Below are 13607 nucleotides of genomic sequence, written 5' to 3' on the forward strand. Positions count from 1 at the left end.
AAGTGACCCAATTGGCTATTCATCTGCATCAGAACGACCTGCCCGACGGGCTCGACCTCGGCGCGGTCGTCGCTATCGACACCGAAACCATGGGGCTTGATCCACGCCGCGACCGGCTGTGTGTGGTGCAGCTCTCGGATGGCAAGGGCGACGCGCATCTGGTGCAGATCGCGCGCGGCCAGACTTCGGCCCCCAATCTGGAACGGCTGCTGACCGATCCGGCGGTGCTCAAGCTCTTCCATTTCGGCCGGTTCGACATTGCCGCCATGAAGCGCGCCTTTGGTGTCACCACCGCTCCGGTCTGGTGCACCAAGATCGCCTCCAAGCTGATCCGCACCTATACCGACCGTCACGGGCTGAAATACCTGCTTGCCGATCTGGTTGGTGTCGATGTGTCGAAACAGCAGCAGACCTCGGACTGGGGATCGGCGGAGCTGACCGAGGCACAAAAGGAATATGCCGCGTCAGATGTGCTTTACCTGCACCGGCTGAAAGCGGCGCTGGAGGAGAAACTGATCCGCGAGGACCGGCTGGAGCTGGCGGAGAAGCTTTTTGCTTTCCTGCCGGTGCGGGCTGAAATGGATCTGCTGGGCTGGGATGATCTGAATGACATCTTCCACCATTGATCCGGCCGCCCTGCTGGCCACCGGCCAGCGGGTGATCCGGCGCGAGGCCGGGGCGCTGGACGTCCTGGCCGGAGCCATCGGCCAGAGTTTCACCGATGCGGTCGCGCTGATCCTCAAGGCAAGCGGGCGCGTGGTCGTTTCGGGCATGGGAAAATCGGGCCATATCGGCAAGAAACTTGCCGCGACCTTTGCCTCGACCGGCACGCCGGCGCAATTCGTGCATCCGGCTGAGGCCAGCCATGGCGATCTTGGCATGATTGCCGAAGGCGATGTCCTTCTGATGCTGTCGAATTCCGGCGAGACGCCGGAGCTTGCCGATATGCTGGCCCATGCACGCCGCTTTGGCATTCCGCTGATCGGCATTGCGGGCCGCGAGGGGTCGACGCTCTTGCGCGAGGCCGATGTGGCGATCCTGTTGCCGACTGTGCCTGAGGCCTGTGAGACCGGCATCGTGCCGACCACGTCGACCACGATGACGCTGGCGCTTGGCGATGCGCTGGCGATTGCGCTGATGGAACATCGCCGGTTCACGCCTGACCATTTCCGCACCTTCCATCCGGGCGGCAAGCTGGGGGCGCGTCTGCTCAGGGTGCGAGATCTGATGCACCGTGACCCGCCGCTGATCGCCCCTGACACGCCGATGCCTGACGCGCTGATCACCATGACCCGGGCCGGGTTCGGCGTGGTCGGCGTGGCCGGTGCCGACCGGCATCTGCAGGGCATCATCACCGATGGCGACCTACGGCGGCATATGGACGGGCTTTTAAGCCTCAGCGCCGGTGAAGTGATGACCGCCCGCCCGCTGACCATCGCACCCGAGACCCTGGCGGTCGAGGCGCTTGGCCTGATGAATGAGCGCAAAATCACCTGTCTGATGGTGACCGACCCGACCGGGCTGGCAGAGGGGACCCTGCATATCCATGATTGCCTGCGCGCAGGCGTGGCCTGAAACCGGAGGACGGATGCCAAGGCTCGACCGACATTCCCGGCTGGTCGGCTGGCTGAAAGTGGCGCTGCCGCTTTCGGCGCTGGCGCTCTTGTCGACGCTGTTCCTGCTGGCCGACCGCATCGATCCGACCGCCGCGATCCGCTATGCAGAAGTTGATGTCGAAGATCTCGTGCGCGACCCGCGGATGACCGCGCCGACATATGCCGGCACCACCTCGGACGGCAGCGCCATCACCATGACCGCCAGCGCCGCGCGACCCGCCACTGGCACCCGCACCGCCGGGGCCAGCGATGTTGTGGTGCGCCTTGATATGCCGGGCGGCGGCAGCACCGATATCCGCGCCAAAGATGCCGAACTCGACACCGGCACCGATCAGCTGCGGCTTTCGGGCGGGGTCGAGATCGACACATCCTCGGGCTTTCATATCGTCACCGAGCGGCTGACCACCGCGCTTGACCGGTCAGGCGCCGCAAGCGACAGCGCGGTCACCGCAAGCGGCCCCCAGGTCACCATTGACGCCGACAGCTTCACCCTGACACAGCAAAGTGACACCGGGGCCGCCTCCCCCTATCTTCTGGTTTTCTCAGGCTCGGTAAAGCTGGTATATGAGCCAGGCGCACCAGGACGCGAAACGGATACACCATGACACCGATTGCCCGCCTTTTGCTTTCGCCGCTGACGCTCATTCTGGCGCTGGCTGTATCGCCCGTCTTTGTGCAGCCCGTTTTGGCGCAGGGAGCGACAATCTCTTTCGGCCCTATGACCCAGGACACCAGCCTGCCGGTCGAGATCAAGGCCGATACGCTTTCGGTGAACAATGCCGATGGCTCGGCGGTGTTTTCAGGCAATGTCCTCGTAGGCCAGGGCGAGATGCGCCTGACTGCGGCAGAAGTGCGGGTCGAATATGCCGCCGACAGCCGGGCGATCAGGCGTCTTCACGCCACCGGAGGTGTAACCATCGCCAGCGCGCAGGATGCCGCCGAATCACGCGAAGCGGTCTATGAAATCGACAGCGGACTTGTCGTCATGACAGGTGATGTGCTGCTGACCCAGGGCGCCAGCGCGCTTTCCGGGCAAAAGCTGACGATTCGGATGAAATCCGGTACCGGCCTGATGGAGGGCGGCGTTTCGACCACCTTCCTGCCCGGAGCCAACTGATGGTTCTTGCTGATAATGTGCAGCCGCCGGCGGCCCGGGACGCGACCGAATCCGCCGGGCTGCAGATCCGCAACCTTCGGAAAAGCTACAAGAAACGCCCTGTTATCCGCGATGTGACAATGGATCTGCGGCGCGGCGAAGTGGTGGCGCTTCTGGGCCCCAATGGCTCGGGCAAGACCACCTGTTTCTATTCCATCGCCGGTCTTGTGACGCCCGAAGGCGGCCAGGTGCTGATTGACGGGCGCGATGTGACGCCTTTGCCGATGTATCGCCGTGCGCGGCTTGGGATCGGCTATCTGCCGCAGGAGGTCTCGATCTTTCGCGGCCTTTCGGTCGAGGACAATATCCTCGCCGTCCTGGAAATCGCCCATGCCGACCGCCACAAACGGCGCGAGCGGCTGGAGGAGCTGCTGTCGGAATTTTCGATCACCCATCTGCGCCAGGCCCCTGCCCTGGCATTGTCGGGCGGCGAGCGCCGGCGGGTCGAAATCGCGCGCTGCCTTGCCGCTGATCCGAAATATCTCCTGCTTGATGAACCCTTCGCCGGGGTCGATCCGATTGCGGTGAATGAGATCCGGCACCTGGTCCAGGACCTGAAATCGCGCGGCATCGGGGTGCTGATCACTGATCACAACGTGCGAGAAACGCTGGGTATCGTCGACCGCGCCTATATCCTGCATGACGGCAAGGTGCTGATGTCCGGCACCACCGATGAAATCGTCCGGGACGAGACCGTCCGCCGCGTCTATCTGGGCGAAAATTTTCGTATGGCCTGAGCCATTTGCGCGATCTCGTGCAGAGGCCTGACGATTCGGTTGACAGGCCGCGCGCGCTGTCACCAAATGGTCATATGAGCGCAAGCATTGCCCACCGCGACCGAGGTCAGGGCGGCCGTAAATGGCCCCGCCGCCTTGCGGTCCTTCCCACCAGCCCCCAGATCAGAAAGACGACCCGACAGACGACATGTCTTTGAAGACCCGGGTTCGTGACAGCATGTTCACCGGCCCGGCCCTGAAAGCAGAGGAGTTATCATGCGCTACCAGATCAGCGGCAAACAAATCGACATCGGAGAGGCCCTGACCACTCATGTCAAAGCCGAAATTGGCGAGTTGATCGAAAAATATGCGCAGCGTGCCACCGATTGCCTGGTGGTCTTCTCGCGCGCGGCGCATGAATCCGTCTGCGAGACGACGATCCACCTGGCCACCGGCCTGAATGTCTCGGCCAAAGGCAATGCAACGGAAATCTATGCCGCTTTCGAGAGCTGCCGCGAACGTCTGGACAAGCAGGTGCGCCGCTACAAGCGCCGGTTGCGCAGCCATCACGTCGATCGCAAGGGGCCAGTTGAATTCGGCGCCGCCTCGTCCTATATCCTCGCCCCATCCGAGGAACACGAGGATGCCGAGCCAGAAACCCTTGCTCCGGTCGTAGTTGCCGAGATGGAGACGAAGATTCCTTCGATCACCGTCGGCGAGGCCGTGATGCAAATGGAGCTGGCGGGGCAAAAAATGCTCGTGTTTCGCAATGAAGGCCATGGGGGCGTGAACGTGGTGTATCGTCGAGACGACGGCAACATCGGCTGGATTGACCCTCGCAACAGCGGGTGACGGGCCGGTGCCCTTCCCTGCCTGACCACAGGATTTCTGCTTTCTCATGGAACTATCCAGTCTTCTCGTCCCCTCTGCCGTCCGCGTGGTCGGCCAGTTCACTTCGAAGAAACGCCTCTTCCAGGAGCTGGGGGATATCGCGCAATCGGCCTGGAACATCCCGGCCGATCCCGCAGTAGACGGGTTGCAGGAACGTGAGACGCTGGGTCCGACCGGCGTGGGGCATGGCATCGCCCTGCCCCATGCACGGATCGAAGAACTCGACCGTATCGCCGGTATTTTCATCCGGCTGGAAAAGCCGCTGGATTATGATTCAGTCGACCGCCAGCCGGTGGATCTGATCTTCTGCCTGCTCGCGCCAAAGGATTCCGGGGTCGACCACCTGAAGGCACTCGCCCTGGTCAGCCGCACTATGCGCGACCAGAGCGTGGTCTCGAAACTGCGCTCTAACACGGATCCCGCAAAGCTGCACGCGATCCTCGTAGAGGCGCGCAGCACTCAGGAAGCGTAATTTCGCGCGCGGGCGGCAGCCGGGGGCTTCACCCCCGGAACCGCAGAGTAATTTCCTCAAGAGGAAGCAGGCTGTCTTCCTCTTGACTTAAATCCTCAGCTCACTGCCAGGCTCAGCTAAAGCGCTGTCGCGGAACGTGTGTCCCGATTTCGGGGATTACGCGCGATATCACCCCAGCACGAGGATCAACGCACCCTTTGCGAGACGCAGCGGGTGAAAGCCGAAGTTCGCCTCGGGGACGCCATCCAACTCTGGCCCGCCGCACACCACGGGGTCACCTGCCGGCTCCGGCAGACGCGCGGTGGCGCGGGCGCTGCGCATAGCAACCATGACGCGAAAGCCATGCCGGCCTTTGATCCTGATCAGGCACCGCGCCGCCCGGGCACGAGGACAGGGCGTCGCCCAAAGGAGGCAGCCTTTGTGATCACAACTGAGTACAATCCGCGCCCCGCAGAGGCTCGTTGATCATCACAATGTCGCGCTGACGCCGCGAAACCATGGAAAAGCCGACATTTTCCTGCCGGTTTCGTCTGTTATGGGGTTGTAATCCAGGGCCTGTATCTTCCATTTTGGAAACAACTTCCCCCCGGTTTTCCCCGGAAACCTTCCGCGCCTTGTCAGCCATGACAAGCGAATCGCCGCAACCGAGCCCTCCGGGGCACGGAGAGCGGCGTGTAAGAGTGTGGTTTCAGGCGCGCGCGGGGGCATGGATATGACAAGCGACAAAACAGGAGTGACGGCCACAGAATGATCGAGCAGAACCTGATCCTCATTCTCGTGTTGCTGCCGTTTCTGGCAGCAATTGCCGCAGCCACGCTTCCGGTGAATTCGCATGGCGCGGCCGCCTGGGTCTCGGGCCTTTCGCTTGCCGGTGGCCTTGTGATCCTGATCACGCTTTACCCGCAGGTCTCGGAAGACGAGGTGGTGCGCAGCCTTGTGCGCTGGCTGCCGATCCTCTCGATCAACCTGAATTTCCGGATGGATGGTTTCGCCTGGATGTTCACCTTCATTGTGCTGGCGATCGGCATTCTGGTGGTGATCTATGCGCGGTTCTATCTGGCCAAAACCGATCCGGTGCCACGGTTTTACAGCTTTCTGATGGCGTTCACCGGCGCGATGATCGGGATGCTCCTTTCGGGCAATATCCTGATGCTGGTCGTGTTCTGGGAACTGACCTCGATCATGTCCTTCCTCCTGATCGGCTACTGGCATCAGAGCCAGTCGGCCCGCGACGGTGCCCGGATGGCGCTGATCGTGACGGCGGGGGGCGGCGTTGCGCTGACAGTTGCGATGCTGGTTCTGGGCCAGATCGTTGGCGGCTATGACCTTGATCTGGTGCTGCGCTCGGGTGAGATCATCACCGCGCATCCGCTCTATCCGGTGGTGCTGGTGCTGTTCCTGATCGGCGCTTTCACAAAATCGGCGCAGTTCCCGTTCCATTTCTGGCTGCCCGGTGCCATGGCCGCGCCGACGCCGGTTTCGGCCTATCTGCATTCCGCGACCATGGTGAAGATGGGGGTCTTTCTGCTGATCCGCTTCCAGCCCAGCCTTGGCGCCACCGATCTGTGGTTCTGGCTGGTTTGCGGCATCGGGATGCTGACCTTCACGCTGGGCGCCGTGATCGCGCTGTTCCGCCATGACCTGAAGGGGTTGCTGGCCTATTCCACCATCTCGCATCTTGGCCTGATCACCGCGCTTGCGGGTATGGGGACCGAAGGGGCGATCATCGCCGCCATCTTCCACATCTGCAATCACGCCGCCTTCAAGGCGTCTTTGTTCATGACCGCCGGGATCATCGACCATGAGACCGGGACGCGTGATCTGCGCAAGCTTTCGGGCCTGCGAAAGGCGCTGCCGGTGACCTGTGTGCTGGCGGTGATCGCCTCGGCCGCAATGGCCGGTGTGCCGCTTCTGAACGGGTTTCTCTCGAAAGAGATGTTCCTGACCGAGACCATGGCCTCGCATGGCGGCAATGTGCTGGACACTGCCTTGCCCTGGATCGCCGCCTTCGCCTCGGTCTTCTCCGTCGCCTATTCGCTGCGCCTCGTGATGGAGGTGTTCTTTGGCCCCGAGGCAAAGAACCTGCCCAATGAGCATGTGCATGAGCCGAAACACTGGATGCGCTTCCCGGTCGAGCTGCTGGTCGCGGTCTGTGTGGTGGTGGGTCTCCTGCCCTGGCTCGCCGATCCGATCCTGAATGTCGCGGGCCGCGCGGTTCTGGGGCCGGATATGCAGGATGCCCATGTCGCGATCTGGCACGGGTTCAACACGCCGCTGATGATCAGCATTTTCGCGCTCGCCGCAGGCGCGGCGCTTTGGGTCACGGCACGGGGCTGGATCAATGCCGGACCCGAGGGTCCGCCGGTCCTGTACCGGATTCGCGCCCAGAAGATTTATGAATGGCTGCTGCTCAGGCTCACCTGGGTCTGGCCGCGTGCGCTGCACCGGCTGTTTGGCACCGAGCGGCTGCAGACGCAGCTCAGGCTTCTGGTGGTGCTTGGGATCTGCGCGGCTGCGGTCGCGGTCTGGGGCGACCTTGCCCCGGCGCAAAAGCGGATCGGCAATGACCTGAACCCAGCTTTCGCGATCATGTGGCTGGTCGGTGGCGCCTGTGCCATCGGCGCGGCCTGGCAGGCGAAATATCACCGTTTTGCGGCGCTGGTGCTGCTGGGCGGCGCCGGGCTCATCACCTGCGTCACCTTCGCCTGGTTCTCGGCGCCGGATCTGGCCGTGACCCAGCTGGTGGTCGAGATTGTGACTACGGTTCTTCTGCTGCTGGGTCTGCGCTGGCTGCCGAAACGGCGCGAAGAGATCGCGGGCGATGACCTTCTGATCTCAAAGGCGCGGCGCGGGCGTGACCTGATCATTGCCGCCATTGGCGGCGGCGGGCTGGCCGCGCTGGCCTGGGTTGTGATGACCCGGCCCCTGGTCCCGAATATCGGCGACTGGTTCCTCAGAAACGCCTATTACGAGGGCGGCGGCACCAATACGGTGAACGTGATCCTCGTCGATTTCCGCGCCTTTGACACTTACGGCGAAATCACGGTTCTGGCGATTGTGGGCCTGACGGTCTATGCGCTGCTGCGTCGCTTCCGTCCCGGATCCGAAAGCATCGGCGCGCCCGAGCAACAACAGGGCTATGCTGCCGACCGGCTTGAGAATTTCATGCTGATCCCTTCGGTGATCATGCGCTGGATGTTCCCGGTCACCCTGGTGATCGCAGCCTATCTGTTCTTCCGGGGCCATGACCTGCCCGGCGGCGGATTCTCGGCCGGCGTCACGGTCGCGATCGGGCTTTTGCTGCAATATATCGCGTCGAATGTGCGCTGGATCGAGGCGCGGATCATCATCCTGCCGATCCGCTGGATGGGATTTGGCCTGCTGATCGCCACCGCAACCGGCATCGGGGCCTGGCTTTTCGGCTATCCGTTCCTCACCGCACATGCGCGCTATCTTGATGTGCCGCTGATCGGCAAGGTGCCGATGGCAACCGCGATGGCCTTTGACCTTGGCGTCTTCCTTGCGGTGGTCGGCGCGACCGTGCTGCTGCTGATCGCGATTGCCCACCAGAGCCTGCGCGCCGCGCGTCTGCGCGAGCTGGAAGAGGAAAAGGCAGAAGAGAAAGCCGCGAAACAGAAAGGGGCCGCCTGATGGAAATCGTGCTTTCTGCCGCCATCGGGGTGTTCGCCGCATCGGGCATCTGGCTTTTGCTGCGCCCGCGCACCTTTCAGGTGATCATTGGCCTGTGCCTTTTGTCTTACGCGGTCAATATCTTCATCTTCTCGATGGGGCGCCTGACCATCGGCAAGCCCGCGATCATGCCGAAAGGCGGCTGGATCAATGCCGCCGAATATGCCGACCCGCTGCCCCAGGCGCTGGTGCTGACCGCCATCGTCATCAGCTTTGCCACCACGGCGCTGTTTCTGGTGGTCATGATCGCCTCCAAGGGTCTGACCGGCACCGACCATGTCGATGGCCGCGAACCCGACCGCAGCGGTGAGACCAAATGATGCTTGCGACCGAACACCTGATCATTGCCCCGATCCTGATCCCGCTGATCGCGGGTGCCCTGATGCTGCTTTATGATGAGAGCCAGCGGAAGGCGAAGCTCGGGATCTCGATAGGTTCGACCATTGCGCTTTTGTTTGTCGCGATCGAACTGCTGAACCGCTCCAAAGGCTCGCCTTTGTCGGGCGGCAATGAGATCAGCTTTTACCTATTGGGCGACTGGGCGGTGCCCTTTGGCATCATCCTGGTGCTGGACCGCCTGTCGGCTCTGATGCTGCTTCTGGTCGCGCTGCTGGCGATCCCGACGATGATCTATGCCGGCGCCAACTGGCACAAGCAGGGCCAGCATTTCAATTCGATGTTCCAGTTCCTGCTGATGGGGCTGAACGGCGCGTTTCTGACCGGCGATATCTTCAACCTCTTCGTGTTTTTCGAAGTGCTGCTGGCGGCGTCCTACGGGCTTTTGCTGCATGGATCGGGCCAGGTGAAGGTGCGCGCCGGGATCCACTACATCGCGATGAACCTCGCCGGTTCTTTGTTCTTCCTGATCGGGGTTTCGCTGATCTATGGCGTCACCGGCACGCTTTCGATGGCGCATCTGTCGCAGATGGTGGTCAATATCCCCGCGAGCGAGCGGCCGCTGTTCCATGCCGGGGCGGCGATCATGGGGGTCGCGTTTCTGGTGAAAGCCGGTCTCTGGCCTTTGTCCTTCTGGCTGCCGATCACCTATATGGCCTCGGCCGCGCCGGTCGCGGCGATGTTCTCCGTGATGACCAAGGTGGGCGTCTATGTGATCCTGCGCCTTTCCATGCTGTTCTTCGGTCTCGGCGCCGGGGCCTCGGCAGGTTTTGGCGCCGAAGTGCTGATCTGGGGCGGCATGGCCACGATGGTTTTCGGGATGCTGGGCGTGTTGAGCAGCCAGAGCCTTGGCCGTATGGCCGCGCATCTGGTGCTGATTTCCTCGGGAACCGTGCTGGCGGTGATCGGCCTTGCGCTTTCGGGGGGCGGCAGTTCGATGCTGTCGGGGGCGCTTTATTATATGGTGTCTTCGACGCTCGCGACCGCGACGCTGTTTCTGCTGCTGGAGCCGATGAGCCGCGAAGAAGGCGGTATCGCCGCCATGCTGGCCCTGACCGCGGACGCTTACGGGCTGGAAAAGGACGAGGATGAGGATGAAGAGGTCGGTCTGGCGATTCCCGGCACCATGACCATTCTGGGCCTCAGCTTTGGCGTCTGTCTGCTGGTGCTGGCGGGGCTGCCGCCTTTGTCGGGCTTTATCGGCAAAGTTGCGATCCTGTCGGGGATGCTCGGGGTCGGAGGCGTGCCCGCCTATCTGACCTGGACTTTCCTCGCGGTGCTGATGATCTCGGGCTTTGCCACCATCCTTGGCCTGGTGCGGATCGGGATCCAGACCTTCTGGGCCTCAGATTCGAAACCTCCCAAGGTGCTGGCGATGGAATTCGCGCCGGTGATCCTGCTGGTCGCGATGATGCTCGCGATCACGGTCCGCGGTGATTCCGTGCTGCGCTATACCGATGCCACCTCGCGCGCGCTGCATGACCCGCTGGTCTATTCCGACGGGGTGTTCTCGACCCGGCGGACCGTGGGCGCGGAGGACCAGGAATGACCAGGCTCTTCCCGCATCCCCTTCTGACCTGCGCGCTGCTGCTTTTGTGGCTTTTGCTGACCAGTTTCTCGCTGGGCAATCTGGTTCTGGGCTTTGGCGTGGCCGCACTGGCCTCGCGGGCCTTTGCCGCCATCGAGCCGGATCGGGTGAAGCTGCGCGCGCCCATGGCCCTGCTGAGGCTCTTCTTCATCGTCGGGCTCGACATCATGCGGTCGAATTACGCGGTGGCCCGGCTGATCCTGACCGGCGGGCGACATGGCAAACGGCATTCCGGCTTTGTCGAGATCCCTCTGAGGCTGCGCGATCCGGCGCCGCTTGCGCTTTTGGCGATGATCGTCACCGCCACGCCGGGCACCGCCTGGCTGGAATATGACGAAGCGACCGGCACACTTCTGCTGCATGTCTTCGATATGATCGAAACCGATGACTGGGTGGAACTGATCGGCACCCGCTATGAGTCCCTGTTGCTGGAGGCCTTTCCCGCATGAGCGCCCTCGTCATGTCCGTCGCCCTGAGCTATGCCCAGATCGCCCTTGCACTGGCCGCTTGTCTTGGGGGCTACCGGCTGCTTTACGGGCCGCGCGCCCAGGACCGGGTACTGGGGCTTGATACGTTTTACGTCACCGCGATGCTTTTGTTTGTCGTGACCGGGATCCGGGTCGGATCGCCGTTTTTCTTTGAGGCGGCGATGGTGATCGGCGTCTTGGGCTTTGTCGCCACGGTCTCGCTTGCGAAATTCCTGATCCGGGGCGAGGTGATCGAATGACCTATCTCGAAACGCTTCCTGCCTGGATTGCGCTGCCGGTGGCTTTCTTTCTGGTGCTTGGCTCCACGCTGACGCTTTTGGGCACCATCGGTCTTGCGCGGCTGCACAGCTTTTACGACCGGCTGCACGCACCGACGCTCGGCACCTCCTGGGGGGCGGCGGGGATCCTGCTCGCCTCTATGATTCTGGTCAGCTGGACCGAGGGCCGCGCGGTTCTGCACGAGCTGGTGATCGGAATTTTCCTGATGATCACCACGCCGGTCACACTGATGTTCCTTGGCCGTGCCGCGCTGCACCGCGACCGGATCGAGGGCACTCCCGGCATCCCCGGGGCCGTCGCGCGCTCGGATGTGCCGATCGGGCCGGTCTCGCCGCCCGAGGGAGAAGCCGCCTTTGCCGATCCTGCGGATGCGCCGGGTGAAGACTGAGACCGAGGACTGCGGCGGCCGCTCACAGCTGCCGGAAATGACAAAGGGCAGCCCCTGAACGGCCGCCCTTCTGCATTGTGATATGCGGACTCTGTATCATTGGAGATCCGGGACTGTCTGGCTCTGGCTTCGTGGCGCGGGTGGCGTCTGGCTGCCTGCTGCGAAGCTTGCGGGATGGTTGGCTGCCTGGCTGGCCGGACCGCCCGAGGCGGTCTTTCGCGTGCGGGGAGGCGGAGAATCCTGGCTGTCCAACTGGCTGGATGATCATGGGGGCTGGCCTGGGTGGCTTTGGGCTGCCGGGCGCGCTGCCGTCATCTTGCTGGCGGGGATTTTGTCGAGAGCTGGCTGACCCTGGCGCTTTGGCTAACGGCTGGCTTGCTGTCGTTGAGAATCGTTCTAAACCGGAAAATCGGATCCGTCAAGAAAAAATCGAATGGTTTCAAATAGTTGACTATTTTACCTGGGTGTTTGGCGAAAAGTGAAACACTCGGAAATCTGTAGAATCGGTCCCCCAACCACCGCCCTGCCCCAACGCCGGTACCCAACCGAAGAACCTGGGCCTGACAGCTAGGCAGACCAAGAAGCACCGGTTAAGGTGAGCCAGACAAAACCTGTTACACATCCGTTACATCGTGGTTATGTCCCCGATACATACCGGCTCTAGGCAGGCGGCGTCAGACATTCAATCCTGCCCCGGCCAATCCCGGCCAGGACAGGTCAAGCGGAGATCATAACAGTGACCCTCATCAACCGCCGTTCATTTGTCCGGGGCGCCGCTGTCGCCTCGCTCGCCGCCCCCCTCGTGTCGCGTGGTGCGCTGGCGCAGGGCTTGTCGGGCTCGGTCAATATCTTTGCCTGGGCCGGCTATATTTCCGACGACCTGCTGGCCGCTTTTGAAAAGGCCACCGGTATCAAGGCGATCTATACGCCCTATGGCACCAATGACGAATTGCTGAACCAGATGCGCGCCTCGAATGGCACCGGCTATGACATCATCTGGCCGGCGGTCGACCGCGTGCCGAACTATGTAGAATTCGGCCTCCTGAAAGAAATCGACGATTCGAAAGTCGAATGGGACAAGTGCCTGCCCTCGGCTGCGAAATCCTCGGAAGTGCTGGGCGCCGTGGTTGACGGCAAGCGCTACCAGGTTCCGACCGACTGGGGCACCGAGGCGCTGGCCTTCGACAGGAACGATAACCCGCTGGAGTATGGCACCGCATCCTACGGCGACATCTGGAAGCCGGAATCGGCTGGCAAGGCCACCGTGCGCGGCCATTCCGGCCTTGTCGGCCTGGCGCTGTGGATGGAATCGGAAGGCAAACTGCCGCATCCCTTCCTCGACAGCTTCAAAGACGAAGCCATCATGAAGGCCAATTACGACGTCGTGCTGGCCGAAGCGATTGCCCGCAAGGGAAATATCATCCAGTTCTGGTCGAATGAGAATGAGGCCCAGGGCGCGTTCCGCACCAATGGCGCCAAGATCGGCCAGACCTGGGACAGCTCGGCTGCGACCCTTGCGAAGGAAGGCCTGCCGGTTGGCTTCATTGCGCCGAAAGAAGGCGCCCTTGCCTGGATGGAAGGGATCTCGATCCCGACCGGCGCGCAGAATGTCGATCAGGCCTATGCTTTCCTGAACTTCATGCTGTCTCCCGAGGCCGGCGCGCTTTACGCCAATCACACCTCGATCAACTCGACCGCCGTCGGCGCCGAGGCGCATCTGTCGGAAGCCTCGCGCACCTTCTTCACCGGCGCCTATCCGGGCGACGCGCTGGAGAAGCTGTGGTGGTGGCCGGTGCAGGAAAACTGGTTCGTTGCCCTGCGCAACGAATACCAGGACAAGTTCCTCTCGGCCTGATCTGGCCTTTCACAAGACCCGCTGCGGCGCGCAACCTCGCGCCGCAGCCTTTCCATTGAGCAACTGGTGAGA

General features: G+C 62.4%; 15 protein-coding genes. 14 read left to right on the top strand and 1 reads right to left on the bottom strand.

What is annotated here, in order from left to right:
* The first annotated feature begins 11 nt into the window (after nucleotides 1-11).
* The 7 genes from QNO18_RS01685 to QNO18_RS01715 all read left to right on the top strand — a co-directional run bounded on the left by QNO18_RS01685 (nucleotide 12) and on the right by QNO18_RS01715 (nucleotide 4851).
* Nucleotides 12-626 carry a ribonuclease H-like domain-containing protein gene (locus tag QNO18_RS01685; RefSeq protein WP_283176276.1) on the top strand — a complete coding sequence of 205 codons (615 nt, stop codon included), beginning with the start codon at nucleotides 12-14 and terminating at the stop codon, nucleotides 624-626.
* Nucleotides 607-1575: a KpsF/GutQ family sugar-phosphate isomerase gene (locus QNO18_RS01690; protein WP_283176277.1), complete on the top strand. Its 969-nt coding sequence runs from the start codon at nucleotides 607-609 to the stop codon at nucleotides 1573-1575. Before QNO18_RS01685 ends, QNO18_RS01690 begins: the two co-directional genes overlap by 20 nt.
* Before the next feature lie 13 nt (nucleotides 1576-1588).
* Nucleotides 1589-2221, top strand: a complete 633-nt coding sequence (gene lptC, locus QNO18_RS01695) for an LPS export ABC transporter periplasmic protein LptC (protein ID WP_283176278.1) — start codon at nucleotides 1589-1591, stop codon at nucleotides 2219-2221.
* Complete coding sequence (locus tag QNO18_RS01700; protein WP_249497300.1) at nucleotides 2218-2733, top strand: LptA/OstA family protein; 516 nt, start codon at nucleotides 2218-2220, stop codon at nucleotides 2731-2733. Before lptC ends, QNO18_RS01700 begins: the two co-directional genes overlap by 4 nt.
* Nucleotides 2733-3509 (top strand): LPS export ABC transporter ATP-binding protein, encoded by a 777-nt coding sequence (gene lptB / locus QNO18_RS01705; protein ID WP_283176279.1) that lies wholly within the window; start codon nucleotides 2733-2735, stop codon nucleotides 3507-3509. Before QNO18_RS01700 ends, lptB begins: the two co-directional genes overlap by 1 nt.
* A 255-nt stretch (nucleotides 3510-3764) precedes the next feature.
* A complete protein-coding gene (gene raiA / locus QNO18_RS01710) occupies nucleotides 3765-4340 on the top strand; it encodes a ribosome-associated translation inhibitor RaiA (RefSeq protein ID WP_092899688.1) in 576 nt (191 codons plus the stop codon).
* Between the two features lie 46 nt (nucleotides 4341-4386).
* Nucleotides 4387-4851: a PTS sugar transporter subunit IIA gene (locus QNO18_RS01715; RefSeq protein ID WP_283176280.1), complete on the top strand. Its 465-nt coding sequence runs from the start codon at nucleotides 4387-4389 to the stop codon at nucleotides 4849-4851.
* A gap of 168 nt (nucleotides 4852-5019) precedes the next feature.
* Here QNO18_RS01715 and QNO18_RS01720 read toward each other — a convergent pair whose 3' ends face one another.
* Nucleotides 5020-5181 (bottom strand): hypothetical protein, encoded by a 162-nt coding sequence (locus tag QNO18_RS01720; RefSeq protein ID WP_283176281.1) that lies wholly within the window; start codon nucleotides 5179-5181, stop codon nucleotides 5020-5022.
* Nucleotides 5182-5598: 417 nt separating this feature from the next.
* Between QNO18_RS01720 and QNO18_RS01725 the strand changes: the two genes are divergently transcribed.
* The 7 genes from QNO18_RS01725 (at nucleotide 5599) to QNO18_RS01755 (ending at nucleotide 13535) form a co-directional block, all read left to right on the top strand.
* A complete protein-coding gene (locus QNO18_RS01725; protein ID WP_283176282.1) occupies nucleotides 5599-8502 on the top strand; it encodes a monovalent cation/H+ antiporter subunit A in 2904 nt (967 codons plus the stop codon).
* Nucleotides 8502-8861 carry a Na+/H+ antiporter subunit C gene (locus QNO18_RS01730; protein WP_092899698.1) on the top strand — a complete coding sequence of 120 codons (360 nt, stop codon included), beginning with the start codon at nucleotides 8502-8504 and terminating at the stop codon, nucleotides 8859-8861. The genes QNO18_RS01725 and QNO18_RS01730 overlap by 1 nt, the downstream gene beginning before the upstream one ends.
* Entirely contained in the window at nucleotides 8861-10486 is a 1626-nt protein-coding gene (locus QNO18_RS01735) for a monovalent cation/H+ antiporter subunit D (RefSeq protein ID WP_283176283.1), read from the top strand. Before QNO18_RS01730 ends, QNO18_RS01735 begins: the two co-directional genes overlap by 1 nt.
* Nucleotides 10483-10974: a Na+/H+ antiporter subunit E gene (locus QNO18_RS01740; RefSeq protein WP_283176284.1), complete on the top strand. Its 492-nt coding sequence runs from the start codon at nucleotides 10483-10485 to the stop codon at nucleotides 10972-10974. Before QNO18_RS01735 ends, QNO18_RS01740 begins: the two co-directional genes overlap by 4 nt.
* Nucleotides 10971-11252 carry a K+/H+ antiporter subunit F gene (locus QNO18_RS01745; protein WP_283176285.1) on the top strand — a complete coding sequence of 94 codons (282 nt, stop codon included), beginning with the start codon at nucleotides 10971-10973 and terminating at the stop codon, nucleotides 11250-11252. Before QNO18_RS01740 ends, QNO18_RS01745 begins: the two co-directional genes overlap by 4 nt.
* Nucleotides 11249-11680: a monovalent cation/H(+) antiporter subunit G gene (gene mnhG, locus QNO18_RS01750; RefSeq protein ID WP_092899706.1), complete on the top strand. Its 432-nt coding sequence runs from the start codon at nucleotides 11249-11251 to the stop codon at nucleotides 11678-11680. The genes QNO18_RS01745 and mnhG overlap by 4 nt, the downstream gene beginning before the upstream one ends.
* 736 nt (nucleotides 11681-12416) lie before the next feature.
* On the top strand, nucleotides 12417-13535 hold the full coding sequence (locus tag QNO18_RS01755) for an extracellular solute-binding protein (protein ID WP_283176286.1): 1119 nt from the start codon (nucleotides 12417-12419) through the stop codon (nucleotides 13533-13535).
* The last annotated feature ends 72 nt before the right edge of the window (nucleotides 13536-13607 follow it).

This window comes from Gemmobacter sp. 24YEA27, assembly GCF_030052995.1.
GTDB lineage: Bacteria > Pseudomonadota > Alphaproteobacteria > Rhodobacterales > Rhodobacteraceae > Pseudogemmobacter.